Annotated in this window: 28 protein-coding genes; 14 read left to right on the forward strand and 14 right to left on the reverse strand. The window is 72.1% G+C overall.

Annotation, left to right across the window (positions count from 1 at the left end; all coding sequences use genetic code 11):
• Window positions 1-36: 36 nt before the first annotated feature.
• Window positions 37-549, reverse strand: coding sequence for an HIT family protein (locus IW248_RS14120; protein ID WP_196930193.1), 513 nt, complete (start codon window positions 547-549; stop codon window positions 37-39).
• Between the two features lie 176 nt (window positions 550-725).
• On the opposite strand from IW248_RS14120, the gene IW248_RS14125 reads away from it, so the two are divergent.
• The gene (locus tag IW248_RS14125; RefSeq protein WP_196927347.1) at window positions 726-1,454 is read left to right on the forward strand and encodes a D-Ala-D-Ala carboxypeptidase family metallohydrolase; all 729 of its coding nucleotides are present in this window, start codon (window positions 726-728) and stop codon (window positions 1,452-1,454) included.
• Window positions 1,455-1,497: 43 nt separating this feature from the next.
• Here the strand turns inward: IW248_RS14125 and thrS are convergent, their stop codons facing one another.
• Window positions 1,498-3,507 carry a threonine--tRNA ligase gene (thrS, locus tag IW248_RS14130; RefSeq protein WP_196927348.1) on the reverse strand — a complete coding sequence of 670 codons (2,010 nt, stop codon included), beginning with the start codon at window positions 3,505-3,507 and terminating at the stop codon, window positions 1,498-1,500.
• A 202-nt stretch (window positions 3,508-3,709) separates the two neighbouring features.
• On the opposite strand from thrS, the gene IW248_RS14135 reads away from it, so the two are divergent.
• The gene (locus IW248_RS14135; protein WP_196927349.1) at window positions 3,710-4,603 is read left to right on the forward strand and encodes a DUF1775 domain-containing protein; all 894 of its coding nucleotides are present in this window, start codon (window positions 3,710-3,712) and stop codon (window positions 4,601-4,603) included.
• On the opposite strand, the gene IW248_RS14140 is transcribed toward IW248_RS14135, so the two are convergent.
• Window positions 4,583-5,503, reverse strand: a complete 921-nt coding sequence (locus IW248_RS14140; RefSeq protein WP_196927350.1) for an ADP-ribosylglycohydrolase family protein — start codon at window positions 5,501-5,503, stop codon at window positions 4,583-4,585. The two genes, IW248_RS14135 and IW248_RS14140, sit on opposite strands and share 21 nt — an antisense overlap.
• Window positions 5,504-5,576: 73 nt before the next feature.
• Between IW248_RS14140 and IW248_RS14145 the strand changes: the two genes are divergently transcribed.
• Together IW248_RS14145 and IW248_RS14150 are read left to right on the forward strand one after the other, a co-directional pair.
• Window positions 5,577-6,266 carry a response regulator transcription factor gene (locus tag IW248_RS14145; protein WP_124817935.1) on the forward strand — a complete coding sequence of 230 codons (690 nt, stop codon included), beginning with the start codon at window positions 5,577-5,579 and terminating at the stop codon, window positions 6,264-6,266.
• Between the two features lie 29 nt (window positions 6,267-6,295).
• The gene (locus IW248_RS14150) at window positions 6,296-7,699 is read left to right on the forward strand and encodes a HAMP domain-containing sensor histidine kinase (RefSeq protein WP_196927351.1); all 1,404 of its coding nucleotides are present in this window, start codon (window positions 6,296-6,298) and stop codon (window positions 7,697-7,699) included.
• Between the two features lie 256 nt (window positions 7,700-7,955).
• Here IW248_RS14150 and IW248_RS14155 read toward each other — a convergent pair whose 3' ends face one another.
• Window positions 7,956-8,978: an adenosine deaminase gene (locus tag IW248_RS14155; protein WP_196927352.1), complete on the reverse strand. Its 1,023-nt coding sequence runs from the start codon at window positions 8,976-8,978 to the stop codon at window positions 7,956-7,958.
• Window positions 8,975-9,769 carry a trans-aconitate 2-methyltransferase gene (locus tag IW248_RS14160; protein WP_196927353.1) on the reverse strand — a complete coding sequence of 265 codons (795 nt, stop codon included), beginning with the start codon at window positions 9,767-9,769 and terminating at the stop codon, window positions 8,975-8,977. The genes IW248_RS14155 and IW248_RS14160 overlap by 4 nt, the downstream gene beginning before the upstream one ends.
• An 84-nt stretch (window positions 9,770-9,853) precedes the next feature.
• On the opposite strand from IW248_RS14160, the gene IW248_RS14165 reads away from it, so the two are divergent.
• Together IW248_RS14165 and IW248_RS14170 are read left to right on the forward strand one after the other, a co-directional pair.
• Window positions 9,854-10,837, forward strand: a complete 984-nt coding sequence (locus IW248_RS14165) for an aldo/keto reductase (RefSeq protein WP_196927354.1) — start codon at window positions 9,854-9,856, stop codon at window positions 10,835-10,837.
• Window positions 10,838-10,844: 7 nt separating this feature from the next.
• Window positions 10,845-11,036 (forward strand): hypothetical protein, encoded by a 192-nt coding sequence (locus tag IW248_RS14170; protein WP_196927355.1) that lies wholly within the window; start codon window positions 10,845-10,847, stop codon window positions 11,034-11,036.
• 122 nt (window positions 11,037-11,158) lie between these two features.
• Here IW248_RS14170 and IW248_RS14175 read toward each other — a convergent pair whose 3' ends face one another.
• The 7 genes from IW248_RS14175 to IW248_RS14205 all read right to left on the reverse strand — a co-directional run bounded on the left by IW248_RS14175 (window position 11,159) and on the right by IW248_RS14205 (window position 15,448).
• Window positions 11,159-11,362 carry a cold-shock protein gene (locus IW248_RS14175; RefSeq protein ID WP_030338233.1) on the reverse strand — a complete coding sequence of 68 codons (204 nt, stop codon included), beginning with the start codon at window positions 11,360-11,362 and terminating at the stop codon, window positions 11,159-11,161.
• Between the two features lie 288 nt (window positions 11,363-11,650).
• Window positions 11,651-11,923 carry a DUF4235 domain-containing protein gene (locus IW248_RS14180; RefSeq protein WP_124817926.1) on the reverse strand — a complete coding sequence of 91 codons (273 nt, stop codon included), beginning with the start codon at window positions 11,921-11,923 and terminating at the stop codon, window positions 11,651-11,653.
• A complete protein-coding gene (locus IW248_RS14185; RefSeq protein WP_196927356.1) occupies window positions 11,920-12,294 on the reverse strand; it encodes a DUF3618 domain-containing protein in 375 nt (124 codons plus the stop codon). Before IW248_RS14185 ends, IW248_RS14180 begins: the two co-directional genes overlap by 4 nt.
• Window positions 12,291-12,725: a phage holin family protein gene (locus IW248_RS14190; protein ID WP_196927357.1), complete on the reverse strand. Its 435-nt coding sequence runs from the start codon at window positions 12,723-12,725 to the stop codon at window positions 12,291-12,293. Before IW248_RS14190 ends, IW248_RS14185 begins: the two co-directional genes overlap by 4 nt.
• Window positions 12,726-12,930: 205 nt before the next feature.
• A complete protein-coding gene (locus IW248_RS14195) occupies window positions 12,931-14,118 on the reverse strand; it encodes a mechanosensitive ion channel family protein (protein WP_196930194.1) in 1,188 nt (395 codons plus the stop codon).
• 83 nt (window positions 14,119-14,201) lie between these two features.
• Window positions 14,202-15,023 (reverse strand): DUF1206 domain-containing protein, encoded by an 822-nt coding sequence (locus IW248_RS14200; RefSeq protein WP_196927358.1) that lies wholly within the window; start codon window positions 15,021-15,023, stop codon window positions 14,202-14,204.
• Window positions 15,024-15,082: 59 nt separating this feature from the next.
• Window positions 15,083-15,448: a hypothetical protein gene (locus tag IW248_RS14205; RefSeq protein ID WP_196927359.1), complete on the reverse strand. Its 366-nt coding sequence runs from the start codon at window positions 15,446-15,448 to the stop codon at window positions 15,083-15,085.
• A 96-nt stretch (window positions 15,449-15,544) separates the two neighbouring features.
• Between IW248_RS14205 and IW248_RS14210 the strand changes: the two genes are divergently transcribed.
• Window positions 15,545-16,771 carry a cysteine desulfurase-like protein gene (locus IW248_RS14210; protein ID WP_196927360.1) on the forward strand — a complete coding sequence of 409 codons (1,227 nt, stop codon included), beginning with the start codon at window positions 15,545-15,547 and terminating at the stop codon, window positions 16,769-16,771.
• Window positions 16,768-17,055 carry a GNAT family N-acetyltransferase gene (locus IW248_RS14215; protein WP_196922212.1) on the forward strand — a complete coding sequence of 96 codons (288 nt, stop codon included), beginning with the start codon at window positions 16,768-16,770 and terminating at the stop codon, window positions 17,053-17,055. The genes IW248_RS14210 and IW248_RS14215 overlap by 4 nt, the downstream gene beginning before the upstream one ends.
• Window positions 17,056-17,065: 10 nt before the next feature.
• On the opposite strand, the gene IW248_RS14220 is transcribed toward IW248_RS14215, so the two are convergent.
• Window positions 17,066-18,556, reverse strand: coding sequence for a glycoside hydrolase family 3 protein (locus tag IW248_RS14220; RefSeq protein ID WP_196927361.1), 1,491 nt, complete (start codon window positions 18,554-18,556; stop codon window positions 17,066-17,068).
• A 217-nt stretch (window positions 18,557-18,773) separates the two neighbouring features.
• Between IW248_RS14220 and IW248_RS33520 the strand changes: the two genes are divergently transcribed.
• From IW248_RS33520 to IW248_RS14235, 4 genes are all read left to right on the forward strand, one after another.
• Window positions 18,774-18,899: a hypothetical protein gene (locus IW248_RS33520; RefSeq protein ID WP_255750123.1), complete on the forward strand. Its 126-nt coding sequence runs from the start codon at window positions 18,774-18,776 to the stop codon at window positions 18,897-18,899.
• 87 nt (window positions 18,900-18,986) lie between these two features.
• Window positions 18,987-19,937, forward strand: coding sequence for a TIGR03557 family F420-dependent LLM class oxidoreductase (locus IW248_RS14225; protein WP_196927362.1), 951 nt, complete (start codon window positions 18,987-18,989; stop codon window positions 19,935-19,937).
• A 73-nt stretch (window positions 19,938-20,010) separates the two neighbouring features.
• Entirely contained in the window at window positions 20,011-21,642 is a 1,632-nt protein-coding gene (locus tag IW248_RS14230) for a RecQ family ATP-dependent DNA helicase (RefSeq protein WP_196927364.1), read from the forward strand.
• An 88-nt stretch (window positions 21,643-21,730) separates the two neighbouring features.
• Window positions 21,731-22,234, forward strand: coding sequence for a hypothetical protein (locus IW248_RS14235; protein ID WP_196927367.1), 504 nt, complete (start codon window positions 21,731-21,733; stop codon window positions 22,232-22,234).
• Here IW248_RS14235 and IW248_RS14240 read toward each other — a convergent pair.
• A complete protein-coding gene (locus IW248_RS14240; RefSeq protein WP_196927370.1) occupies window positions 22,224-23,813 on the reverse strand; it encodes an MFS transporter in 1,590 nt (529 codons plus the stop codon). The genes IW248_RS14235 and IW248_RS14240 overlap by 11 nt on opposite strands.
• A gap of 82 nt (window positions 23,814-23,895) precedes the next feature.
• Between IW248_RS14240 and IW248_RS14245 the strand changes: the two genes are divergently transcribed.
• Window positions 23,896-24,657, forward strand: coding sequence for a TetR/AcrR family transcriptional regulator (locus IW248_RS14245; RefSeq protein WP_196927377.1), 762 nt, complete (start codon window positions 23,896-23,898; stop codon window positions 24,655-24,657).
• 10 nt (window positions 24,658-24,667) lie between these two features.
• Complete coding sequence (locus IW248_RS14250) at window positions 24,668-25,702, forward strand: AraC-like ligand-binding domain-containing protein (protein ID WP_196927382.1); 1,035 nt, start codon at window positions 24,668-24,670, stop codon at window positions 25,700-25,702.
• The last annotated feature ends 73 nt before the right edge of the window (window positions 25,703-25,775 follow it).

The following is a 25,775-nucleotide window of genomic DNA, read 5'->3' on the forward strand; positions in this document are numbered from 1 at the left end:
GGCGCCGCGCAGCCCGTGCGGCGCGGCCGGCGGCGGTCAGGACGGCCAGGCGCGGGCGAGCAGGTCGCGGGTGTCGCCGAGCAGCTGCGGCAGAACCTTCGTGCGGCCGATCACGGGCATGAAGTTCGCGTCGCCGCCCCAGCGTGGCACCACGTGTTGGTGCAGGTGCGCGGCGATGCCGGCGCCGGCCACCCCACCCTGGTTCATGCCCAGGTTGAAACCGTGCGCGTTGCTGACCTTGCGGATCACCCGCATGGCGGTCTGGGTGTACGACGCCAGTTCGGTGGTCTCCGGCACGTCCAGGTCGGTGTAGTCGGCGACGTGCCGGTAGGGGCAGACCAACAGGTGCCCCGGGTTGTACGGGTAGAGGTTGAGCACCACGAACACGTGTTCGCCGCGGGCCACCACCAGGCTCTCCTCCGGGGGCAGCTTGGGCCCTCGACAGAAGGGACAGCCGGTGGGCTTCTCGTAGCCCTCGGCCGGGCGGTCCTCGCCGGAGATGTAGGTCATCCGGTGCGGCGTCCAGAGCCGCTCCAGGCCGTCCGCCATGCCACCGATGTCCGTGTGCCGTTCCGCCCCTGTCACGAGCCGATCCTACGGAGCCGCGCGGGCCGGCCGCGACACCGCCGTCGCGGAAACTCGTTGTTGCAAGTTCTTGACGGATCATTGCCGAAGCCTGAAACTTCCATGCATCCACGTACTTCCATGCATTGATGGAGGGCTCCATGTTCCGACGGCTCGGCAGGTTCCTCGCGGCACTTGCGCTGACCGCCGCCACCACAGTGGCCGGCGTCACCCTCACTGCCGGCGCGGCCCAGGCGGACGGCTGCTACACCTGGGGACGCACCCTGGCCCAGGGAGCGTCCGGGGAGGACGTCCGGCAACTCCAGATCCGGGTCGCCGGCTACCCCGGCTACGGCGCGGTGCTCACCCTCGACGGCGCGTACGGCCCGGCCACCCGATCGGCGGTGATCCGCTTCCAGCAGGCGTACGGGCTGCCCGCGGACGGCATCGCCGGCCCACAGACGTTCAACCGGCTCTACGCCCTCCAGGACGACGACTGCACCCCTGCCAACTTCAGCTACCCCGAGCTGAACAAGTGCAACAGCGACTGGTCCGGCGGCGCGGTCTCGGCGAGCACCGCCCGGTTCAACGCCCTCGTCTCGATGTGGAAACTCCAGGCCATGCGGCACGCCCTCGGGGACGTGGCCATCGCGATCAGCAGCAGCTTCCGCAGCTACGCCTGCAACAGCGCGGTCGGCGGAGCGTCGAACAGCAGGCACCTGTACGGCGACGGGGTGGACCTGGTCGGGTCCCCGTCGTTCTGTCGGCTGGCGCAGCAGGCCCGCAACCACGGCTTCGGGCAGATCCTCGGCCCCGGCTACCCGGACCACAACGACCACACCCACGTGGCGGCGGTCGGGGGCTGGTCAGCACCGAACTGCGGCATCTGACCCCCGGCGCCGCCCCGGGGCGTCGACCCCGGGGCGGGCGCCGCTACTCCGCGGCGGCGGAGGGGCCGATGTTGGTCCGCGAGCTGACCACGTCCAGCACGTGGGTCACCGCCTCGGCGATCGGCACCCCGTTGCGCTGGGAGCCGTCGCGGTAGCGGAAGGACACCGTGCCGGCGGCCACGTCGTCGTCACCGGCGATCACCATGAACGGGATCTTCTGCTGCTGAGCCGTCCGGATCTTCTTCTGCATCCGGTCGTCACCCGCGTCCACCTGGGCCCGGATGCCCTCGGCGCGCAGCGCGGCGACGAAGCCGTGCAGGTAGTCGGTGTGGTCCTCGCGGATCGGGATGCCCACCACCTGCACCGGCGCCAGCCAGGCCGGGAACGCGCCCGCGTAGTGCTCGGTGAGCACCCCGAAGAACCGCTCGATCGACCCGAACAGCGCACGGTGGATCATCACGGGCCGCTGCCGGCTACCGTCGGCGGCCTGGTACTCCAACCCGAACCGCTCCGGCTGGTTGAAGTCGACCTGGATGGTGGACATCTGCCAGGTCCGGCCGATCGCGTCGCGGGCCTGCACGGAGATCTTCGGCCCGTAGAATGCCGCGCCGCCCGGGTCGGGCACCAGGTCCAGGCCGGAGGTCGCGGCGGCGGTCCGCAGCGCCTCGGTGGCCTCCGCCCAGTCCTCCTCGGCGCCGATGAACTTGGGCGAGTCGTCCCGGGTCGACAGCTCCAGGTAGAAGTCGTCGAGGCCGTAGTCGCGCAGCAGGTCGAGCACGAAGCTGAGCAGCGCGGACAACTCGCCGGCCATCTGCTCGCGGGTGCAGTAGATGTGCGAGTCGTCCTGGGTCAGGCCACGGACCCGGGTGAGGCCGTGCACGACGCCGGACTTCTCGTACCGGTAGACAGTGCCGAACTCGAACATCCGCAGCGGCAGCTCCCGGTACGACCGCCCGCGCGACCTGAAGATCAGGTTGTGCATCGGGCAGTTCATCGCCTTGAGGTAGTAGTCAGCGCCCTCCAGTTGCATGGGCGGGAACATGGTGTCCGCGTAGTACGGCAGGTGACCGGACGTCTGGAACAGCTGCGCCTTGGTGATGTGCGGGGTGTTGACGAACTCGTACCCGGCGGCCTCGTGCCGCTGGCGGGAGTAGTGCTCCATCTCGCGGCGGATGATGCCGCCCTTGGGGTGGAAGACCGCCAGGCCGGAGCCGATCTCGTCGGGGAAGCTGAACAGGTCGAGGTCCGCGCCGAGCTTGCGGTGGTCGCGCCGGGCGGCCTCCTCCAACAGCTTCAGGTACGCCTTGAGCTCGTCGCGGGTCGGCCACGCGGTGCCGTACACCCGCTGTAGTTGAGGGTTCTTCTCCGAGCCCCGCCAGTACGCGGCGGCGGAGCGCATCAGCTTGAACGCGCCGATCAGTCGGGTGGTCGGCAGGTGCGGGCCCCGACACAGGTCCGACCAGCAGACCTTGTCCTCCTTGGCGTCGAGGTTGTCGTAGATGGTCAGCTCGCCGCCGCCCACCTCCATCACCTCGTCGGTGTCCAGGCCCTCGCCCTTGACCTCGATCAACTCCAGCTTGAACGGCTCGTCGGCCAGCTCGGAGCGCGCCTCGTCCAGGCTGCCGAAGCGGCGGCGACGGAACCGCTGCCCGGACTTGATGATCTCCTGCATGCGCTTCTCGAGCTTGCTGAGGTCATCGGGCTGGAACGGCTTGTCGACGTCGAAGTCGTAGTAGAAGCCGTTCTCGATGGGCGGGCCGATGCCCAGCTTGGCCTCGGGGAAGATGTCCTGCACGGCCTGGGCGAGGACGTGCGCGGTGGAGTGGCGCAGCACGTTGAGCCCGTCGGGCGAGTCCAGGCTGACCGGCTCGACGACGGTCTCCTCGGCCGGCGACCAGTCCAGGTCGCGCAGCTGACCCTGCGGGTCGCGGACCACGACGATCGCCTTGGGGCCGTTCGCGGGCAGTCCGGCCGCGGCCACCGCGTCGGCCGCCGTGGTCCCGGCGGCGACGACGACAGGGTCGGCCACGGCGGGGGTACGGGGTGCGGACACGGTGACTCCTCCAAGCGGTGCGAACAAGCGGTACGAAACGGTGCCGATCCTCGGCTCCTGCCGATGCTATCGGTCGCCCCGCCCCCGACCGGGAACGGCACCTTCCTTACCGCCGGCGTTGAACCTTTCGCGCCTCGCAGCCGAACTAGAAGGTGTGGCCGGAAACCGGTGCCGGCCGCGTCGACACGGATGGGGGCACGAGATGGCGAGCACGCACGGCGGTGGCCGTCGGCGGCGGATCGTGGCGGCGACCGCGGTGACCGCCGCTGGGCTGCTGCTCTGGCCCGGCGCGGCACACGCGGTGGACGTGACGACCACCCCGACCGAGGCCCGGCAGGGCGATGCCGTACGGCTGGAGTTCACAGTGCCGGAGGAACGGGCTGGCACCAAGACCAACCAGATCGAGGTCCGCCTGCCGGCCGACGCGCCGATCGCCGAGGTCTATCCCATGTCGGTGAACGGCTGGGCGCCCCGGATCAGCTCCCGCACCCTGGACAAGCCGCTGGCCGGTATCCACTCCTCCGGGGTGACCACTGTGACCACGGCGGTGACCTGGGTACGGGTCGGTGCGAGCGATCCCGGGCCGGCCCGGTTGGCGCTCTCCATGGGGCCGATGCCGCAGGCCGAGCGGCTCACCTTCGAGGTCGTCCAGACGTACGCCGACGGGACTGTGGTCCGGTGGGCGGACGCGGCCGGCGCGCACCCGGCTCCGGCGCTCACCCTGCTGCCGGCGGCGCCCGGCGCGGCGGGTCCGGCCGCACACGGCGGGCACGGCGCCCCGGCGGCTGGTGCGCCGGCCGCTCCGGACAGCGGTGTGGACGCCGCGCCGCCGGCCCGGGCGGGTGGTGCCGACGAGGAGTCCGGCAACGCCGACGGGATGCTGGCCGCCGGCCTGCTGGCCGGGCTGGGCGGTGGCGCGGCGATCGGCTGGCTGGTCAGCCGGTGGCGCCGACGCAACCCGGACGAGGCCGTCGCGCTCGCCGACGTGACCGGCGACCCGGACGAGACCGCGACGCTGGCCGAGATAACCGGCCGCGGAGACGACGCCGCAACGCCCGAGCCGCAGCCCGTGGGGTCAGGGCAGCCAGGTAGGTAGCGGCTCGCGGGCGGACAGCCACGCCTCGGGCACCCCGCCCGGGGTACCGACGCCGGTGTGCGCCGCCACCACCGCTCCCGCGATGGCGGCCGTGGTGTCCATGTCCCCACCGGCCCGTACGCACGTCTCGATGGCCGCCGGATAGTCGTCGAGGTGGGTGGCTGCCACCCACAGGGTGAACCCGACGGTGTCCTGGGCGGTCACCCGGGAGCCGTTGCCGAGCGCCGCCACCACCCGGGGTAGTGGCCGGCCGAGCAGCCCGGCTGCCCGGTTCACGCCCCGGTGCACCTCGGTGCCCGGATCGAGCGCGGCGGCGATCCCGGCGAGCAGCCGCTCCGGGGCCGGCCGGTGCCCGTCGAGGCGGGCCCGGGCGGCCAGCGCGGCGGCGACGGCAACGGCGACCGCGCCGGCAATCCCCTCCGGGTGCGCGTGCGTCACCTCGGCGGAGGCGCGGGCCTGCGCCGCGGCGCGCGCTGTCGAGTCGGCGAAGTACGCGCCCAGCGGGCCGACCCGCATCGCCGCGCCGTTGCCGCAGGAGCCCTGCCCGTCGAAGGCGGAGGCGGCGGCCAGCGGCCACGGGGTGCCGGTGCGGATCAGCCCCAGGATCAGCATCGCGCCCGCGCCGTAGCCTCGGCTCGGGGCGCACCGTTCGGCGAAGGAGAGAGCCAGCCGGTCCCGGTCGATGCCGCCGGAGTCGGCCAGTTGGGCGAGGACCGAGCAGGCCATCTCGGTGTCGTCGGTCCATTCCCAGGGCGCCGGCGGCAGGGCGTCGGCGGCGAGATCCACGGGCGCCGGACGCGGCAGGAAGTACTGCGCGCCGAGGGCGTCGCCGGTGGAGAGACCGGCGAGGCTGTCCCGGGCGAGCGCCAGGCGGGCATCGGCGAACAGGGTGAACGGCATCGTCGTACCAGCTTGCCCGGTCGCCAGGCACGTCGCAACGCGATCAACTTGCCAGGCCAAGTACGGTCTTGTCGTGGCCTCCGTGCTCCTGGTCGAAGACGATCACGTCGTACGCGGCGCGATGCTGCGGTCCCTCACCGACCGGGGGCATGCCGTGCACGCCGTGGGTACGGCGTTGGACGCCCTGCGTCGGGTCGCCGCGGAGACACCCGACCTGGTGGTCCTCGATCTCGGCCTGCCCGACCTGGACGGCTCGGACGCGCTGCGGATGCTGCGCGGCATCACCGACGTTCCGATCATCATCGCCACCGCCCGCGACGACGAGCAGTCGGTGGTCAAGCTGCTGCGCGCCGGCGCCGACGACTACATGGTCAAGCCGTTCACCGGGGCGCACCTGGACGCGCGGATCACCACAGTGCTGCGCCGGGCCGGCCGGGCCAGTCGGTCCGTGCAGCCCGCTGTGCACAGCGTCGGCGGGCTGCGGGTGGACGTGGGCGAACGCAGCGCCCAGCTCGACGGGGAGTCGCTGGCGCTCACCCGCAAGGAATTCGACCTGTTGGCGTATCTCGCCGCACGACCTGGGCGGGTAGTGTCCCGCCGGGAACTTTTGGAGGAGGTATGGCGGCAGCCATCGGTCGGCGAGGATCAGACCATCGACGTTCACCTGTACTGGCTCCGCAGAAAGATGGGCGAGTCCGCGGCGAAGCCGCGCTACCTGCGCACCGTGCGGGGGGTCGGGTTCCGGCTGGTGGCACCGGACTGAGGACGGCGCTGGCCCTGCTCACGGCCGGCATGTGCAGTCTCGTCGCGCTCGCGTTCCTGATCCCGCTCGGGCTCAGCCTGCGGGAGCAGAGCCGCGACGAGGCGATCGCCGATGCGGCGCGGCGCAGCGCGCTGGTGACCGGCGCGCTGGCGGTGAGCACCGACCCGGCGGTCGTCGAGCGTGCCGTGGTGGCCAGCGCCGAGGGCGCTCCCACCCGACCCGTGGTGCACGGGTTGGGGCTGGACGAGTCCGCCGGTCGGGCCAGCGGCGACGACCTGGACCGGGCCCGCTCGGAGCGCCAGTCGTTGGTTGTCGACGTCGACGGGGGTGTGGCCCGGCTCGACCCGGTCGTCCTCGGTGACCGGACGGCCGTGGTCGAGGTGTTCCTTCCGGAGTCGACGCTGGGCGAGGGTGCTGGCGGCACCTGGCTGCTGCTGTTCGCGGTCGGTGCGGCGATGGCCGGCGCGGCGGTGCTGGTGGTCGACCGGGTCGCTGCCCGCGCGGTGGACTCGACCCGGGGTCTGGTCAAGGCCGCGCTCTCCATCGGCGACGGCGACCTCGGCGTACGCGTCGAGCCGACCGGTCCGCGCGAGCTGGCCGAGGCCGGGTACGCCTTCAACCGGATGGCGGACCGGCTGGACGCCGCCCGCACCGACGAGCGGGAGTTGGTGGCCGACCTGTCGCATCGTCTGCGTACCCCGTTGACGGTGCTGCGCCTGGACGCGGAGGCGTTGGAGTCCGACGACACGAGCGTGGGTTCGTTCAGCCCGGCGGAGTTGGACCGGCTGCGCGGGATCCGGCGGATCCGGCAGGCGATCGTCACCCTGGAGGGTGAGATCGACGTGTTGATCAAGACCACGCGCAAGTCGGTGGCGCACGAGGCCGGGCCGGCCATGTGCGACGTCAGCGAGGTGGTCCGGGACCGGATGGTGTTCTGGGCGGCGCTGGCCGGCGACCAGAACCGACCGCAGCGGGTCAACGGCGCGCAGCTGCGCATCCCGGCTCCGGTGCCGCGGGCCGAGCTGGCCGCCGCGCTGGACGCGGTGATCGGTAACGTCTTCCGCTACACCCCGCAGGGCACCGCGTTCGAGGTGGCCGTGTCCCGGCGCGACGGTTACGTGGCGATCCGGATCGACGACGCCGGCCCCGGCATCGCCAACCCGGACCGGGCGCTGCGCCGGGGCACCAGTGACCAGGGTTCGACAGGGCTCGGCCTGGACATCGCCAAACGGGTGGCGTTGCAGGCCAACGGCTCGGTGAGCATCGACCGGGCCCGGTTGGGCGGGGCCAGCGTGGTGATGCTGCTGGCCGACCCGGAGGCGACGCCCCGACAGGTCAGCCGCTTCGGTCTGGTCGGCCGGATGGCGCGCGAGGCCCGGGAGACGAAGGCCACCGGTCGTCGCTGGCCCCGCCAGCGCCCCACCGACGACTGACCCGGCCGACCCCGGGGCTGTGCGCCGGCGCAAGTCTTCCTTAGATCGCGGTTAACGACCGCGTTGGATCGGCCACGGGCTGACAGGATCACCACACGAACCCACCAGTTCCACCGGCCGAGCGCACCACGCACCCACGGCCGGTGGAGCCGCGCGCGCGGCGGGAGTCACAGGTCCCCCCACACCCACGCTCCCGCCGCGCGCCCTGCTCGACCGACCGGTTCAGCCGACCGACCGGTTCAGCCGACCGACCAGCTCAGCCGGCGGTGGCGAGGTACGCGTCGATCTCGGTGAGGATCCGCTGCTGACCGGTGAGGTCGAGGAAGGACGCGGTCACCGCGTTGCGGGCCAGCCCGGCCAGACCCTCGGCGCCGACGCCGAGCAGGCGGGCCGCCACCGCGTACTCGTCGTTGAGGGTCGTGCCGAACATCGGCGGGTCGTCGGAGTTGATGGTGACCAGCAGCCCGGCCTCGACCAGCCGGGGCAGCGGATGCTCGTCGAGGGTCGCCACCGCCCGGGTGCGGACGTTGGACGTCGGGCAGATCTCCATCCCGATCTGGCGCTCGGCCAGGTACGCGAGCAGTTGCGGGTCCTGCGCGGCGGAGATGCCGTGCCCGATCCGCTCGGCGCCCAGCTCGTTCAGCGCGTCCCAGACGGTCTGCGGTCCGGTGGTCTCCCCGGCGTGCGGCACCGAGCGCAGGCCGGCGGCGCGGGCCTGGTCGAAGTAGGGCCGGAACTGCGGTCGGGGTACGCCGATCTCCGGGCCGCCCAGACCGAAACTGACCAGCCCGTCCGGACGCTGGTCCAGCGCGATGCGCAGCGTCTCCTCGGCTGCCGGCAGGCCGGCTTCGCCGGGGATGTCGAAGCACCAGCGCAGCTCGATGCCGAAGTCGGCAAGGGCGCGCTTGCGGGCGTCCTCGATGGCCTCGCAGAACGCCGGCGCGGGAATGCCCCGTCGGACGTGCGAGTACGGGGTGATGGTCAGCTCCGCGTACCGGACCTGTTGGCGGGCCAGCTCCCGGGCCACCTCGTGGGTGAGGATCCAGACGTCCTCCGGGTCGCGGATGAGGTCCACGACGCTCAGGTAGACCTCGATGAAGTGCGCGAAGTCGCGGAACTCGAAGTAGTCGGCGAGCGCGTCCGGGTCGGCCGGCACGGGGGTGCGTCCCTCGTGGCGGGCGGCCAACTCGGCGACGATCCGGGGCGAGGCGGAGCCGACGTGGTGCACGTGCAGCTCCACCTTGGGCAGGCCGGCGATGAAGGTGGGCAGGTCGGTCACGGGTTCTCCTGGGCATGGTCGCCGGTGCGGGCGACGACGAAGACGCGGCGGAACGGGAAGTACACCTGACCCTGCCGCACCGGGTACGCCGCGGTGAGTCGTACTCCCAGTTCGGCTCGGAAGGCGGACCAGCCGGCGGCGTCCAGTGCGGCCCGGACCGGGCGCAGCGCGGTGCCCTCCATCCAGGCCAGCACCGGGTGCTCGGCGGCGGGTCGAGCCGGCAGCAGGTGCACGTAGGTAGTCTCCCAGGCGTCCACCGCGCAGCCGGCGGCGGTCAGCAGCGCCGCGTAGTCGGCCGGGTCGTCGACCGGGTCCGCGCGCAGCAGTGGGGCTACCGTGGCCCGCCAGGTCGGCAGGTCGGCGACCTCGCGGAGGGCGCGGTGCGAGTCGGCGGCGAAGTTGCCGGGGACCTGCATGGCGAGCCAGGCGCCGGCGGGCAGTTCGGCGGCCCAGCGGCGCAGCAGCTCCTGGTGGCCGGGGACCCACTGCAGCGCGGCGTTGCTGACCACCACGTCCTCGTCGCCGGCGGGACGCCAGTCGCGCAGGTCGGCGACCGCGAAGTCGGCAGGCGCGTCGAGGGTCTCGGCCCGCGCGATCATGTCGGGTGAGGAGTCGAGGCCGAGCACCCGGCTCGTCGGCCAGCGCTCGGCGAGGGTGGCGGTGAGTTGGCCGGGGCCGCAGCCGAGGTCGACCACCGTGCGCGGTCGCTCGGCCGGGATCCGTGCGACGAGGTCGTGAAACGGCCGGGACCGCTCGTCGCCGAAGCGCAGGTAGGTCGTCGGATCCCACATGGTCGCCCCCCAAACCGTACGTGCGTACTGCTAAAGGTACGGCTCGCGTGGCAGCGTGGCAACCCGATCACTAGGCTCGGGGGCATGGAACAGCGTAGCTTCAACCGGCTCGGCCGGACCGTTGGCGCGGTCGGCCTGGGCGCGTGGCAACTCGGCGCCGACTGGGGCACCGTCAGCGAGGACGACGCGATGGCGGTGCTCGCCGCCGCCGTGGACGCCGGGGTCACCTTCCTCGACACCGCCGACGTGTACGGCGACGGCCGCAGCGAGCAGCTGATCGGCCGCTTCCTGCGCACCCGACCCGACGCCGGGCTGACCGTCGCCACCAAGATGGGCCGCCGCGTCGAGCAGCGGCCGGAGGCGTACACCCTGGCCAACTTCCGGCAGTGGACCGACCGCTCCCGGGCCAACCTGGGAATGGACACCCTGGACCTGGTCCAGTTGCACTGCCCGCCCACCGCGGTCTTCTCCTCCGACGAGGTCTTCGACGGCCTGGACACCCTCGTCGCCGAGAAGGCCATCGCCGGGTACGGGGTCAGCGTCGAGACCTGCGACCAGGCCCTCACCGCGATCGCCCGACCGGGGGTGGCGAGCGTCCAGATCATCCTCAACGCGGTCCGCCACAAGCCCCTGGAGCGTGTGCTACCGGCCGCGGCGGCAGCCGGTGTCGGCATCATCGCCCGCGTGCCGCTCGCCAGCGGCCTGCTCTCCGGCCGCTACGACGAGCACACCGAGTTCCCCGCCGACGACCACCGCAACTACAACCGGCAGGGCGCGGCCTTCGACGTCGGCGAGACGTTCTCCGGAGTCGACTTCGACAGGGGTCTGGCCGCCGTACGCCGGCTGGCCCCGCTTGTCGACGCGGACCGCACGATGGCGCAGTTCGCGCTGCGCTGGGTGTTGGACCAGGCCGGCGTCACAGTGGTCATCCCCGGTGCCCGCGACGCTGACCAGGCCCGACGCAACGCCGCCGCGGCGGCCCTGTCCCCGCTCACCGACGAGCAGTTGGCAGCCGTGCGCGAGACCTACGACGAGCTGATCCGCCCGCAGGTGCACGACCGGTGGTGACGACGCGATGAGGGGCTGGCTTCCGCTCACCCTCGGCCTACTGGCCGTGGTGATCGGTGCGGTGTGGACAGTGCAGGGCCTCGGCTACGTCAGCGGCAGCGTGATGACCGACCAGAAGATCTGGGCGGTGGTCGGCCCGCTCGTGACGCTGGCCGGGCTGGTGGTGCTCTGGCTCGGCCTGCGCTCGCGTCGACGCTGACCGCTCGCTCCACCGGCGAGCCTGAGCAGGCGAAAGCCCCGCATCCCAAGCGGGATGCGGGGCTTTCACAGTGACCCTTGGGCCGGATCGTCCCACTGGCCGGCGGGGGCCGGCCGTCTCACTCAGATGGGACGGACCTGCTCAGCCTGCGGGCCCTTCTGACCCTGAGCAATCTCGAACTCCACCCGCTGGTTCTCCTCCAGCGAGCGGTAGCCGCTGGTCTGGATGGCCGAGAAGTGGACGAACACGTCAGCACCCCCACCATCGACGGTGATGAAGCCGAAGCCCTTGTCAGCGTTGAACCACTTCACGGTTCCCTGAGCCATGTGTATCTCCCTCTAAAAACTGGCGGCCGTGCACGCCGTCCGGCCGATTGGCCGTTTTTGAGCAGCGGCGCCTGAGGCGGCCCCACGAAGGAGACTTCTCTCAACCCACGCCATCTCGCAACAGCGGGGACCAGCAAATCACGGACGCAAAAAGTCTGTCACGACCTCTCCGACGAATTTCTCCGACATGTGACCTGACGGATGCCTCAGGTGCGCTGGGCGGCGCACGATGCCATGCGAAAGCCCCCTTCCCATCGATGCGGGAAGGGGGCTGAAGTCGCTGCCTGATCAGTCCGGCCAGCTGCCGGTCATCCGGCGGACGCCGACCGCGCCGCCCCGGTCCACGGCGGCCCGGACGACCGCGAAGATGGCGCCCTGCAACGCCGCGGCGGCCAGGATCTCGCCCCAGCCGCGATCCTCGTCGGTCGCGTTGGGCGCCTCACCGTCGCCCGCGGTGGCCTTCCAGACCTGCCGGAAGATCGCCCCGGCCACAGTGCCCGCGGCGATACCCAACAGCACGCCGACCGGCCGGTATGCGACCCTGCCGATGCTCTTACTCACCTACGCCTCCCCCGCACGATCATCAGCACCACCACGGTGGCCACCGCACCGGCCGCGATGGCCGCCCACGGCACCGGGTTGCGGCGCACCAACTCACCCTTGTCGTACGCCTGTGCGCGTACCAACTCGCCCTTCTCGTACGCCTGCGCCCGCGCCATCCCGGCGCCACGCGCGGCCTGCCCGCGAACCCGGGCGACGGTCTGCGCCGCCTGCTCACGCATCCGCTCCTTGGCCTGCTCGGCGGACTCCTTGAGACGCGCTTTGACGTCGGCCTTCGCGGCCAACGCCTCCATCGTCTCGCCCAACTCGACCCGGGTACGACGGATCTCCTCGCGGAGGGCCTCCGTGTCGCCGGTCCCGTTACCGGTCATTGCCGCCCCCTGTCCTTCACCGCGGCGGTGACGGTGTCCATGTCTGCCCGGAGGCTACGGACCGTGGCCGCCGGCACCGGCGGGACGGCACGGCTGACCTGCTTCTTGCCCACCAGGGCGAGGATGCCGGCCACCAGGAAGCAGGCCACCGCCACGATCAGCGCCGCGGCCCAGGCGGGCAACACCAGGTCGAGCAGCAGGATCGCCGTGGCGACCAGCGCGCCCAGACCGAAGAACGCGAGCGCGCCACCGCCGCCGAACAGGCCGATCCCGATGCCCGCGTGCTTACCCTTCTGGGTCAACTCCGCGCGGGCCAGCGTCAGTTCGTCCCGTACGAGGCGGGAGATCTGCTCGGTGGCCCGCTGCACCAACTCGGCGGTGGAGGGCTCGCTCCCGTTCGGGGATGTGCGGGCTTTCGCCACGTCAGCCATGCTGTCCTCCTTTCCTCATCACCGCGCTGTATGCCCGAAGTCGTCGCTCGTCAATCCTAGAGCGCGCCAACCAGCTCACCGTCCCCGTTGTCCGACGCCGCGCCGCCGATACGAGGCCAGCCGCCGTGATCACGCCAGAGACGTCCGGCAGCACATCCCCCACCCAAGCCCGACCAAACCTCTCGCAACGGGGCGGGATGGCGGGTCAGGGGCGGGTCTCCTCGGGGCCGACGAAGGCTTCGCTGCGGGCGTCGCCGTCGTCGCTACCGCCGAAGACACGGGCGTCGTCGGGCGCCTCGGTGTCGGACAGGCGGCGTGCCGGCCGCCTCGGCTGCACCCACTGCCAGGACAGGTTGCTGGTGGAGTCGCCCAGCTCGGTGCGCAGCCGGGGCATCGCGGTCGGGCGGTTGTCCCGGATCCAGGCGACCAGGTGCTCCCGGACGAGGCAGCGCAGGTCCCACAGACTGCCCGCGTCGGCGGCGCTGACCAGCGCGCGCAACCGCACCATCCCGCCGGTGGCGTCGGTGACCTGGAGGACGCAGACCCGCCCGTCCCACAGCTCGGTGCCCTCGACGAGGCGGCGCAGCTCCTCGCGCATGGTCTGCACCGGCACCGCCCAGTCCACGTCGAACTCGGCGGTGCCGAGCACCGCCGCCTCCGTCCGGGTCCAGTTCTGGAACGGCTTGCTGGTGAAGTACGAGGTGGGCAGGATCAGCCGTCGGTCGTCCCAGATCTGCACCACGACGTAGCTGAGGGTCAGCTCCTCGATGCGACCCCACTCCCCCTCGACGACGACCACGTCGTCGAGCCGGACGGCGTCGCTGAAGGCGAGCTGGAGGCCGGCGAAGACGTTGCCGAGCAGGCTCTGCGCGGCGAGCGCGGCCACCACACCGAACACACCGGCCGAGGTCAGCACGCCGGCGCCGATGCCCCGCACGCTGGGGAACGTCATCAGCATCACGCCCACGGTCAGGATGACGATCACCGCGATGGTCAGTCGGCGCAGCATCACCACCTGGGTCCGGACGCGTCGGGCGTGCCGATTGTCCGGTACGTCGACCCGGAACCGGGCCAGTGCGGTGTCCTCCACGACGATCAGCAGACCGGCGACCAACCAGGCCATGGTGGCGATGACGCCGAGGATGAGCAGGTGCAGCAGCAACCGCCGCCAGCTCTCGCCGACCGCGTAGCCGGTGCTGAAGCGGACGGCGAACTGCACGGCCAGGACCGTCGCGGCGACCTGGAACGGGCGGTGTGCGTGGTCGGTCAACTCGGTCAGCAGCAGTGACCGGCGGCCGAACCGCCGGGTCATCCGGTGGACGACCTCGACCAGGAAGAGAGCGACCGCCGCCGCGACGAGCGCGGCGACGGCCGTTTCGAGATAGTTCTGCACGGCTTCGGTGCTCCCCTTCGACCAGGCGTCGGGCACTTCGGGCAAAAGCCCAAGAGTGCCCGACGGCCCGGGAATCGACCAGTTCAGACCTTGCGGTACCGGGACTGGAGGAAGCAGTAGACACCGAAGGCGGCGATGCCCAGGGCGACAAGGGTCAGCAGGAACGTGCCGTACGACTGCTCACGCAGGGTGTGCAGCGCGGCGTCCAGACCACGGGCCTTCTCCGGGTCGTAGTTCACCGCAGCCACGATGACCAGCAGACCGGCGATGCCGTACGCGACGCCCTTGGCGACGTATCCGGCCATGCCCAGCCGGCGGGCGAGCTGGCGGGTCTTCGGGCTCATCTCGCCGGTCTTGAGGTGCTTCTCGAACTTCTTCCGGGCACCGTAGATCACCAGACCGATGCCGATCGCGGCGACGACCAGCCCGGCCAGGCCGACCAGCCAGCGGCCACCGCTGGAGGTCATCAGCTTGCCGGTCAACGCCTCCTGCTTGTCGGCGCTGTTCGACCCGGCGTCGGAGAAGACCTTGAAGGCGGTCCAGGCGAAGTAGAGGTAGACGATGGTCCGGCCGGCCGAGGCGAGCCGTTCCATGACCCGCTCCTTGCCGCGCTCGGCGCGGTGCCCGACCGCCGCCTCCAGCGCCTGCCAGATCGCCATCGCGAGCAGGCCGACCGCGACGGCGATGACCAGGAACTTGCCGAGGGGCTGTGCGGAGAGGGTGCGCAGCGCGCCGGACTGGTCGCCGTCGTCGGACGACGTGCCGAACGCGATCTGCAACGCCAACCAGGCGAAGAGGAGGTGGACGATGCCGTAGCCGATGAAGCCGGCCCGGGCGAGAACTTCCAGCCACCGGCTGTCCGCCGTTCGGGAGGCGGTGGCTTCGGCGCTACGGGTGAGTGACATGGCGTCACAATCTCCGATTCTGAAGATTCCCAAACGTCGGCCACCGCCGCCCGCCCGGATCAGCTGCCCGGGTTGCGTGCTACGCGGATCTTGACCTGCTGGTCGGTCACGCTGTCCAGGGTGACAGCGAAGCCGCCGGCCTCGGCGGCCTGCTGGCCGGTGGTGAGGGTGAGCTGCTCGCCGGCGACCTCGACGGTCACCTGGTCACCCTCGGCGCCGACCAACTTGGCCTCGACGCCCAGGATGGTGGCGCTCGCGTCGACACCCCGCTCGAAGGTGACAGTGCAGGCGTCCAGCCCGCAGTCGGTGGAGGCGCCCTGGGAGCTGCACCCGGCGAGCACGGCGAGGCCGAGCGCCAGACCGGCGAAGAGACCGGCGGCGCGGCGGACGGAGGGAATGGGCACGGTGGCGGGTCGGTTCGTCACCCCGCCAAGAGTACGAGACATCCGCGACGGCACCGCCCAACAGTGATCACCTGGCGGCCGACCAGGGTACGAGGAGCACCGGCTAGGGTCCGGGACATGCCGTTCGACATCGCCCGCACCCGGGCCGCGTACCCCGCCCTGACCGAGGGCTTCGTCCACCTCGACGGTGCCGGGGGCACCCAGACCGCGGCCGGTGTGATCGACGCGGTCACCGACGCCATGCGGTCGGCGGTCGGCAACCGCAGCGCCGCCAACGTCGCGGGCCGCCGGTCGTTGGAGCTGGTGGCCGAGGCCCGCTCGGCGGTGGCCGACCTGCTCGGCGGCGACCCGGCCGGGGTGGTTCTCGGCCCGAGTGCGACAGCGCTGACGTACACCCTGGCCCGGACGCTCGGCGCGGCCTGGCGCCCGGGGGACGAGGTGGTGGTCTCCCGGCTCGACCACGACGCGAACGTGCGGCCGTGGGTGCAGGCCGCCGAGGCGGCCGGCGCGACGGTGCGCTGGGCCGAGGTCGACAGGCACACCGGTGAGTTGCCCGCGGCCCAGTACGCGGACCTGGTCGGTGAGCGGACCCGGTTGGTCGCGGTCACCGCCGGCAGCAACGCCATCGGCACCATGCCGGACGTGCCGGCGATCGCCAAGGCCGCGCACGCGGTCGGCGCGTTGGTCCACGTCGACGGGGTGCACTCGGTTCCGCACGGCCCGACCGACCTGAGCTCGCTCGGCGCCGACGTGCTGGTCACCAGCGCGTACAAGTGGTCCGGGCCGCACCTGGCGGCGATGGTGGCGGACCCGGCCCGGTGGGCGGCGCTGCGCCCGGCGAAGCTGGTGCCGTCCTCCGACGCGGTGCCGGACCGGTTCGAGTACGGCACGCCGAGCTTCCCGCTGCTGGCCGGTGTGACCGCCGCGGTGGACCACCTGGCGGGGTTGGACCCGGACGCGGTCGGGGACCGGCGGGCGCGGCTGCGGGCCGGGCTGGCCGCCGCCCAGGCACACGAGGAGGCCCTGCTGGACCGGCTGCTCGCCGGGTTGGCGCAGCGGCCGGCGATCACCGTCTACGGCTCGCCGGCGCGGCGCTGTCCGACGGTCTCGTTCCGGGTCGCCGGGATGTCGCCGGCTGCCACCCAGGAGGCGTTGGGCGCCGCCGGGTTCTGCCTCTCCGTCGGCGACTACTACGCCTACGAGTACTTCCAGCTGATGGGTCTGCGCGACAGCGGCGGCGCGGTGCGGGCCAGCATCTATCACTACAACACGGCCGACGAGGTGGACCGGTTGCTCGGCGAACTCGACGCGCTGGCCGACCCGGCGGGGAGAATGGCCGGATGAGCACCCTGGTCGAGGACAACCCGGCGAAGCACCGCTTCGAGATCCTGGTCGACGACGCGCTGGCCGGCTTCACCGCGTACCTGCCGCGCGGGGAGGTCCTGGTCTTCACCCACACCGAGGTGGACCGGGGCTTTCAGGGCAAGGGGGTGGGCGGCACGCTGATCCGCGGCACCCTGGACCAGCTCCGGGCACGCGGCACGAAGCTGGTGCCGCAGTGCCCCTTCATGGCCGCGTTCATCGACAAGCACCCCGAGTACGCCGACCTGGTCGCCGACCTTCCGTAGGGCGGGCCCGTCAGCGGGCGCCGGTGAGCACCTCGGCGGCGGCCCGTCCACTGGCCCGGGTGGCGCCGTGGGTGGCCAGGTGCACCGCCCCGGTGACCAGCTCGGGCACGCCCAACTCGACAACTACCGCGTCGGGTCGGACGGCCAACGCGCGGTGCACTGCGGCGCGCATCCAGTCGTGCCGGTGCAGGTCGCGGACGACCAGCACCAGGGGGCGGGCGTCCGCCCCGGCGCCCGGGTCCGCCGGCACGTCGGGTTCGGCGTAGCGGACCGTGCTGGTGCCGGGCAGCAGCTCGCCCAGTGGCCCGCCGATGCCCCACGGGGTCTCGGCGCCGATGGCGATGTTGCGCAGCGGCTCGAACTCGACGACATGTGCCGCGCGGGTCAGGGGCAGCGCGACAGTCGTACCGGGGCCGGCGGTGACCCGGACGGCCCGGCGGGCGGCGACCAGCCCGACGTCGGCGGCGCCACGCGCTCCGGCCAGGCCGGCGCTGCGGGCCGCCACCGTCCAGGCGGCGAGTTGACCGACGCGCTTGGCGGCCTCGGCGAGACGTTCCTCGGGCAGCTCACCGGAGATGACGGCGGCCACGATGGCGTCGCGCAGCTCACGGGCGGCCTGCTCGTCGGCCCGTTCGCCACCGATGCAGATCGCGTCGGCCCCGGCGGCGAGGGCGCGGACCGTCGCTCCGGCGAAGCCGTACCGGTCGGCGACCGCGCGCATCTCCACCGCGTCGGTGACCACCACACCGGAGAAGCCCAGCTCGTCACGGAGCAACCCACCCAGGATGCGTTGACTCAGCGTCGCCGGAAGGTGCGGGTCGAGCGCGGGCACCAGCAGGTGGCCGGTCATGACCGCCTGCACCCCGGCGGCCACGGCGGCGCGGAACGGGGCCAGTTCGCAGGCGTCCAGCCGGTCCCGGTCGGCGGTGATCCGGGGCAGGTCGTGGTGTGAGTCGACGCGGGTGTCGCCGTGCCCGGGGAAGTGTTTGGCGCAGGCCGCGACGCCGCCGGCCTGGAGCCCCCGGACCCAGGCGGCGGTGTGCCGCGCGACAAGCGCCGGGTCGGCGCCGAAGGAGCGGACGCCGATCACCGGGTTCGCCGGGTTGGAGTTGACGTCGGCGTCCGGGGCGTAGTTGAGGGTGACGCCCGCCGTGGCCAGCTCGACGCCGAGGTCCCGGGCGACGGCCTCGGTCAGCGCCGGGTCGTCGACCGCGCCGAGGGCGAAGTTGCCGGGCCGGGAGCTGCCGTGCACCGACTCCAGCCGGGTGACGTCGCCGGCCTCCTCGTCGATCGCCACGATGACGTCCGGCCGTTCCGCGCGCAGCGTCGCGGTGAGCGCGGCCACCTGCTCGGTGTCGACGACGTTGCGGGCGAAGAGCACCACCGAGCCGAGACCGTCGCCGAGCCAACGGCACACCCACTGTGGTGGGGTGGTGCCGACGAAGCCGGGTTGCAGGACGGCGGCGGCGAGCGCCGGGAGGTGCCCGGTGGTCGTGGTCACGCCGCCCCCTCGCAGTGATCCATATCGATCACCGGCGACGGTGCGCCCCCGTCGATCCGCTGGTTGCGCTCGCTCATGCGGCCCCCGTACCCCATCTCTCGCGCGCCCTCGGCGCACCGCCACCGGCAGGCGGTCCTGCCATGGTCACACTGAGCGATTCAATAGTCAATAAACCTTACAGTTGCCGGGCGGGCCGTTCCCCGGGGAGAGTGCGGGGATGGATCCCGTCCTGCTGGCCGACGCGACGAGCCCGGCCGACATCCCCGGCGTACGCCTGCTCGGCCTGGTGGTCGGCGCCCTGCTGCTCCTCGCCGCGATCCGGGCGATGTTCGGCCGACGCTGACCCGCCGCACGTCGAGAACCGGTGTGACCGGGCACCACCGGGGTACGGCTCTCCCATCAGCAGGTCCGCGTGCCGAAGGGGTAAGCCATGAAGATCGGATATTTTCTGTCCAGTGAGGAGTTCACGCCGGCCGAGTTGCTGGAGCAGGCGCGCGGTGCCGAACGGGCCGGCTTCGAGGCGCTGTGGATCTCCGACCACTACCACCCCTGGGTGGACGCGCAGGGCCAGAGCCCGTTCGTCTGGTCGATGATCGGCGCGGTCAGCCAGGTCTGCTCGCTGCCGGTGACCACGGCGGTGACCTGCCCGACCCTGCGGATCCACCCGGCCGTGATCGCGCAGGCGGCGGCGACCAGCGCGGTGCTGCACGGTGGACGGTTCGTGCTCGGCGTCGGCACCGGCGAGGCGCTCAACGAGCACATCTTCGGCGACGCCTGGCCGCAGGCCGACGTCCGGCTGGAGATGCTGGAGGAGGCCGTCGAGGTGCTGCGCGCGCTGTGGGGCGGCGACTTCGTCAGCCACCACGGCAAGCACTACACGGTGGAGCAGGCGCGGATCTACACGCTGCCCGACACTCCCCCGCCGATCTACGTCTCCGGCTTCGGGCCGAAGGCCATCGACCTGGCCGCCCGGATCGGCGACGGCTACGTGAGCACCATGCCCGACGGCGAGATGGTCCGGCGCTTCCGCGAGAACGGCGGCGGCGACAAGCCGTGCCAGGCCGGCTTCAAGGCGGCGTACGCGGACAGCGCGGAGGAGGGGTTGCGCATCGCGTACGAGCGCTGGCCCAACGCGGGGGTGCCGGGTGAGCTGTCCCAGGTGCTGCCCTCGCCGCGACACTTCGAGCAGGCCGCCGAGCTGGTCAAGCCGGAGATGCTGAAGGAGGCGTTCGTCTGCGGCAACAGCGCCGACGCGCACCTGGAGATGATCGACAAGTACGCCAAGGCCGGCTTCGACGAGGTCTACGTGGCCAACACCGGCCCGCACTACCAGGGCCTGTTCGACCTCTACCAGCGCGAAGTCCTGCCCCGCCTGCGCTGAGTCGCGGATCGGCGAGCTCATGATCGTCGGAACGCGTTTCGGCGGTCATGGGCTCGGGTACCTCCGGCCCTCGATGAAACTGTCCACGCACTCGATGACGTTGCGCCGCGCGGCCCGCAGCCTTTTCGGCTGGAAGGCGCTGCGGCCCAACCAACTGGCCGCCATGCGCGCGGTGATGAAGCGACGCGACGCGCTTGTGGTGTTGCCCACCGGCGCCGGCAAGTCGGCGATCTACCAGATCCCGGCCAGCCTGATCCCCGGCCCCACAGTGGTGATCTCCCCGCTGCTGGCCCTCCAGCAGGACCAGATCGCCTCCCTCAACGAGCGGCAACGCCCGGAGCTGCGGGCGGTGCGGATCAGCTCGAACGAGTCGGCCACCCAGCAGGCCGAGGCGATCACCGAGATCCGTGAGGGTCGGGCGGAGTTCCTCTTCATCACCCCGGAACAGCTCAGCAACCCCCAGCGGATGGCCGAGGTCGCCGCGCTGAAGCCGGCGCTTGTGGCGATCGACGAGGCTCACTGCATCTCCGCGTGGGGGCACGACTTCCGCCCCGACTACCTGGCGCTCGGGCACCTCATCGACGGCATCGGTCGACCGCCGGTGGTCGCGCTGACCGCCACCGCCTCCCCTCCGGTACGCGACGACATCATCGCCCGGCTGCGGCTGCGCGAGCCGGAGGTGGTGGTCTCCGGGCTGGACCGGCCGAACCTGTTCGTCGAGGTCGCGCACTGCCCCACCGAGGACTACCGGTGGCGGCGGCTGATCACGCTGCTGCGCGACGACGAGCGGCCCGGGATCATCTACGTGCCGACCCGTCGCGCCGCCGAGGAGTTGGCCACCCGGTTGACCGACGCCGGCTTCCCGGCGCAGTTCTACCACGGTGGGATGGCGGCCGGCGCACGTCACGAACTGCACGAGGCTTTCCTCGCCGACCAGGTCCCCATCATGGTGGCGACCTCGGCGTTCGGAATGGGCATCGACAAGCCGAACATCGCCTGGGTGGCGCACATGGCGCTGCCCGACTCGCCGGACAGCTACTTCCAGGAGATCGGCCGGGCCGGGCGCGACGGGCAACCGGCCCGGGTGCTGCTGCTCTGGCAGGCCGAGGACGTGGGCCTGCAACGGTTCTTCAGCGGCGGCCTGCCCGACGTCGACGAGCTGCGCGACCTCGCCGCGCTGCTGCGCCGCAAGCCGGCCACCAAGACCGAGCTGCGCGAGACCACCGGTCTCGGGCCGCGCAAGCTGGGCCAGTACCTCTCCCTGTTGGAGCAGGTCGGCGCGGCCGAGCCACGCGCCCGGCAACGCATCGGCGCTCCCCGTTACTCACCCACCCCGACCGACGCCGCCGCGGCGGCGCTGGCCGAGGCGGAGCGCCAGCAGACGGTGACCCGGTCCCGCACCGACATGATGCGGGCCTTCGCCGAGACCCGGGCCTGCCGGGGGCAGACCCTGCTGGCCTACTTCGGCGAGCAGATGACGCACGTCTGCGGCCACTGCGACAACTGCCACAACGGCACCAGCGTGGCCGACCAGGGAGCGGTCGGGCCGTTCCCGGTGCACAGCCAGGTGCGTCACCCGGAGTGGGGGCCCGGCCTGGTGCTCTCGTACGAGGAGGACAAGATGACGGTGCTCTTCGACGAGGTCGGGTACAAGACGTTGTCGGTGCGCGTGGTGTCCGAACAGGGCCTGCTGACCCTGGACTAGCCTGACCCGGGCACCGTTGTCGGGCCCGGTGGATCGACCAAGCAGAGCACCGATTGACCAAGTTGAGCAGGGCGGAAGGGGCGTTGCCGTGATCGAGCAGCCGGCGTACACCGGGTTCGGTTTCTCCGACGGGGAGTGGGGGTTGCTGGTCGGCCTGCCGCAGTCGGTGCTGACGGCCGCGAGCGCCGCCGAGTCCGACGGCACCCGCCGGACCATGGCGGAGAACGCGGCCGGGCTGGAGACCATCGCCACCGGCCGGGAGTCGGCCAGCCCGCTGGTCGCCGCCGTGGCCGGCGAGATCGTCACCCGGGTCGGCGACCCGGAGACCGGTGAGGAGTTGCCGGCCATCGCGCCCACCGACCCCGGGGCGTACATCGACGACGTGCTGCTGCGGGCCGGCCAGGCGGCCGAGCTGCTGGCCGGCCGCGTCGACGAGGGTGAGGCCGGCGCGTACAAGCACTGGCTCGTGAAGATCGCCGAGCAGGTGGTGGGCGCCGCGTCCAGCGGTGGGCTGCTGGGCATCGGCGGCGAGTCGGTCAGCGACTCCGAGCGGCGATTCCGCGACCGGCTCGCGCACGTGCTCACCGACTGAGCGACGACAACGACGTGTCGGCCGGACCGGTCGGCTCGGCGGCCAGCGCCGTCGGGTCGGCCGGTCGGATGCCGCGCAGCGCGACCAGGGCGGTGATCGCCCCCAGCAGCATGACCGCCATGGCGGCGTACGCTGCCAGGTGCAGCCCGTCGGTGAACGCGACAGCTGCGGCGTGCCGCACCGCGTCGGCCAGATCCGCCGGCAGCCCCTGGGCGACCGCGAGCGCGCCGGCCAGGGTCTCCTGGGCCGCGGCGCCGGCGTCGGCGGGCAGCCCGGCCGGCAGTCCGTCAACGATCTCGCGGCGGTAGACCGCCGCGCCGACGCTGCCCAGGATCGCCATTCCCAACGCACCACCCAGTTCGCTGCTGGACTCGGTGAGCGCCGACGCGACACCGGCCTGCTCGGGCGGCGCCGCGCCGAGGACCAGTTCGGTGACGAGGGACATCACCATCACCAGGCCACCCGCGTAGACACTGGCGCCGACGAGCAGCAGCCACAGCGGCGTCTCCGGCGTGACCCGGGTCAGCACCACGAAGCCGAGCACGGCGATCCCGAACCCGGCACCGATCAGGTACGCCCGTTCGACGCGCTGGGCGAGGGCGGCGGCGGCCGGTGCGATTCCGCCCACGGCGAGGGACGGCACGATGCTCCACAGTGCCGCGCGCAGCGGGCTCAGGCCGAGCACCAGCTGCAGGTGCTGGGTGGTGAAGATGGCGAAGCCGACCAGGGCGAACATCGCCACCAGGTTGACGGCGAGCGACCCGGCGAAGCCGGGACGGCGGAACAACGCGAGGTCGACCATCGGGTACGCCCGGGTCCGCTGCCGGTGCAGGAAGAGCGCGCCCACCAGTAGGCCGCCCACGATGGCGAGGACCCGCACCGTGCTCAGGCCGTCGCGGGCCATCTCCTTGATGCCGTAGATCACCGGCAGCAGCGCGCCGAGCGACAGCACCGCGCTGATCAGGTCGAACCGCCCGGCCGCCGGGTTGCGGAACTCGGGCACCAGGAGCGGGACGAGCAGGAGCAGCATCAGCATCGCCGGGATGTTGATCAGGAAGATCGAGCCCCACCAGAAGTGTTCCAGCAGGATGCCGCTGAGCACCGGGCCGATGGCGATGCCGCCGGTGAGGGTGGCGGTCCAGATGCCGATGGCGGTGCCACGCTGCTTGGCGTCGTGGAACATGTTGCGCACCAGGGCGAGCGTCGAGGGCATCAGGGTGGCCCCGCCGACACCGAGCACGGCCCGCGCGGCGATGAGCGTCGCGGTGCTGTCGGCGTACGCGGCCAGCAGCGACGCCGCACCGAACGCGGTGGCGCCGACCAGCAGGAGCCGCCGTCGGCCGATCCGGTCACCCAGGGCGCCCATGGTGATGAGCAGCCCGGCCAGCACGAAGCCGTAGATGTCGAAGATCCAGAGCTGCTCGGTGGCGGTGGGGCGCAACTCCGCGCTGATGAACGGGACGGCGAAGTAGAGCACCGACACGTCCATCGAGACCAGGAGCAGCGGCAGCATCAGCACCGTGAGCCCGATCCACTCGCGCCGGCCCGCCCGCGGTGCCGGTGTGGTGGTGGTCGTCATGATCAGTTTCCCTTCTGCGTATGTCGTACGCTGTTATGCGTAGACCATACGCAGAACTAGGATGGCGGGGCAAGGAGGAAATGTGGCGGCGAAGACAGACGACGGCGGGCCCGTACTCCCGCCGGCCATCGAGAGCGTGTGGGGGCTGCGGGAACGCCCACCCAAGGGCCCTCGGCCGGGAATGAGCGTGCCCACCATCGTGGACGCCGCCGTACGCGTGGCCGATGCCGACGGCCTGGCCGCCGTCTCGATGAGCCGGGTGGCCAAGGAGTTGGGCGCCGCGACCATGGCCCTCTACCGGTACGTCGGCTCGAAGGACGAGCTGCTGATGCTCATGGTGGACACCGGGTACGGCCCCTCCCCCGGTCCGCCCGCTGCGGAGGACGACTGGCGCACCGGCCTCACCCGGTGGGCCTGGGCCGAGCACGAGGTGCTGCGGCGACGGTCCTGGCTGCTGCACGTCCCGATCAGCGGCCCACCGATCACCCCGCAGCAGCTCGGTTGGATAGAGGACGGGCTGCGCTGCCTCGACGGCACCACGCTCGCCGAGGGCGAGAAGATGTCGGTGCTCCTGCTGATCACCGGGTACGTCCGCAACGAGGCCACCCTCACCTCGCAGATCGCCGAGGGCACCCGGGCGGCCGGCGTCGAGCCCAGCGAGATGATGCCCGCGTACGGTCGGCTGGTGGCCCGGCTCATCGACCCCGCCCGCTTCCCCGCGCTGCACCGGGTGCTCAGCGCCGGCGTGCTCTACCAGGACGACAACCCCGACGACGAGTTCGTCTTCGGCCTGGATCGGATCCTCGACGGCGTCGAGGCGCTGATCCAGCGCCGGGCGGGCTGAGGGAGCCCCGATGCTGCCGAGAGCAACGATCGACACCACAGTCCTGCCACCTGGCGAACGGTTCGGCATGTGGCTGGACCTGGTGGCGCGCACCTCGGCGCCGCTGCGCATCCAGTCCGCGCACAGCGACGACTTCGCCGCCCGCGCCGACTTCCTCGACCTCGGCCCGATCCAGCTGGTGCAGTACGAATACCCGTCGCTGGACGCCACCCGGACCCGGAAGCTGGTCCGTCAGTCCGACCCGGAGTTGTACATCCTCGCCCTCACCACCGGCGGCATCGGCACATCCAGCCAGGACGGTCGGCGCAGCGAGATCCTGGCCGGCGAGTTCACCTTCTACGACGCGTCCCGGCCACACGACGTCTGCCACCACGCGACCGAGCCGGATCGGAACCAGGCCACCTCGATCATCACGCTGATCCCGCACGCCGCCCTGCCCCTGCCACCACAGCGGATGGCCGCCCTCTACGGCGGCCGGATGTCCGGCAGCGAGGGCATCGGGGCGCTGCTGGCGCAGTTCCTGCTCCAGGTGACCGGGCACCCCGAGCAGTACCATGCCGCCGACACCACCCGGCTGGGCGCGGTGGGGCTCGACCTGGCCACCACAATGCTCGGCCGGCACCTCGTCGCCGAGGACGCCGTGCCCACCGAGGTCCGCCGCCGGGCGCTGCTCACCCAGGTGCAGGCGTACATCCACCGCAACCTCGGCGAGGCGACGCTCGGCCCACAGGTCGTCGCCGACGCCCACCACATCTCGGTGCGGTCCCTGCACCGGTTGTTCGAGGCCGAGGACACCACTGTGGCGTCGTACATCCGGGACCTGCGGCTGGCCCGGTGCCGGCGCGACCTGACCGACCCGGCGCTGCGCAACCTGCCGGTGCAGACCGTCGCGGCGCGGTGGGGGTTTCCCGACAAGGCCCACTTCAGCCGGGCATTCCGGGCCGCGTACGGAACCACAGCGCAGGAACACCGTGACAGCGGCTCGGATTTGGCGCAGATCGTCAACCGCCAGGCGTCCACCGTCAACTCGCTGCCGGCAGACTGACACCAACGCGGTCTGCCATCGCCTGGTGGGCCGCCAACGGGGGCCGTGGCGAGGCGCCCGCCGCGCGAGCGGC

Source organism: Micromonospora ureilytica (genome assembly GCF_015751765.1).
Lineage (GTDB): Bacteria > Actinomycetota > Actinomycetes > Mycobacteriales > Micromonosporaceae > Micromonospora > Micromonospora ureilytica.

Coding starts and splice junctions, on each gene's coding strand:
- IW248_RS14120 (WP_196930193.1), bottom strand. CDS start 549: ATGGCGGACGGCCTGGAGCGGCTCTGGACGCCGCACCGGATGACCTAC.
- IW248_RS14125 (WP_196927347.1), top strand. CDS start 726: ATGTTCCGACGGCTCGGCAGGTTCCTCGCGGCACTTGCGCTGACCGCC.
- IW248_RS14135 (WP_196927349.1), top strand. CDS start 3,710: ATGGCGAGCACGCACGGCGGTGGCCGTCGGCGGCGGATCGTGGCGGCG.
- IW248_RS14140 (WP_196927350.1), bottom strand. CDS start 5,503: ATGCCGTTCACCCTGTTCGCCGATGCCCGCCTGGCGCTCGCCCGGGAC.
- IW248_RS14150 (WP_196927351.1), top strand. CDS start 6,296: ATGTGCAGTCTCGTCGCGCTCGCGTTCCTGATCCCGCTCGGGCTCAGC.
- IW248_RS14160 (WP_196927353.1), bottom strand. CDS start 9,769: ATGTGGGATCCGACGACCTACCTGCGCTTCGGCGACGAGCGGTCCCGG.
- IW248_RS14165 (WP_196927354.1), top strand. CDS start 9,854: ATGGAACAGCGTAGCTTCAACCGGCTCGGCCGGACCGTTGGCGCGGTC.
- IW248_RS14170 (WP_196927355.1), top strand. CDS start 10,845: ATGAGGGGCTGGCTTCCGCTCACCCTCGGCCTACTGGCCGTGGTGATC.
- IW248_RS14175 (WP_030338233.1), bottom strand. CDS start 11,362: ATGGCTCAGGGAACCGTGAAGTGGTTCAACGCTGACAAGGGCTTCGGC.
- IW248_RS14185 (WP_196927356.1), bottom strand. CDS start 12,294: ATGACCGGTAACGGGACCGGCGACACGGAGGCCCTCCGCGAGGAGATC.
- IW248_RS14190 (WP_196927357.1), bottom strand. CDS start 12,725: ATGGCTGACGTGGCGAAAGCCCGCACATCCCCGAACGGGAGCGAGCCC.
- IW248_RS14200 (WP_196927358.1), bottom strand. CDS start 15,023: ATGTCACTCACCCGTAGCGCCGAAGCCACCGCCTCCCGAACGGCGGAC.
- IW248_RS14210 (WP_196927360.1), top strand. CDS start 15,545: ATGCCGTTCGACATCGCCCGCACCCGGGCCGCGTACCCCGCCCTGACC.
- IW248_RS14215 (WP_196922212.1), top strand. CDS start 16,768: ATGAGCACCCTGGTCGAGGACAACCCGGCGAAGCACCGCTTCGAGATC.
- IW248_RS33520 (WP_255750123.1), top strand. CDS start 18,774: ATGGATCCCGTCCTGCTGGCCGACGCGACGAGCCCGGCCGACATCCCC.
- IW248_RS14225 (WP_196927362.1), top strand. CDS start 18,987: ATGAAGATCGGATATTTTCTGTCCAGTGAGGAGTTCACGCCGGCCGAG.
- IW248_RS14230 (WP_196927364.1), top strand. CDS start 20,011: ATGAAACTGTCCACGCACTCGATGACGTTGCGCCGCGCGGCCCGCAGC.
- IW248_RS14240 (WP_196927370.1), bottom strand. CDS start 23,813: ATGACGACCACCACCACACCGGCACCGCGGGCGGGCCGGCGCGAGTGG.
- IW248_RS14250 (WP_196927382.1), top strand. CDS start 24,668: ATGCTGCCGAGAGCAACGATCGACACCACAGTCCTGCCACCTGGCGAA.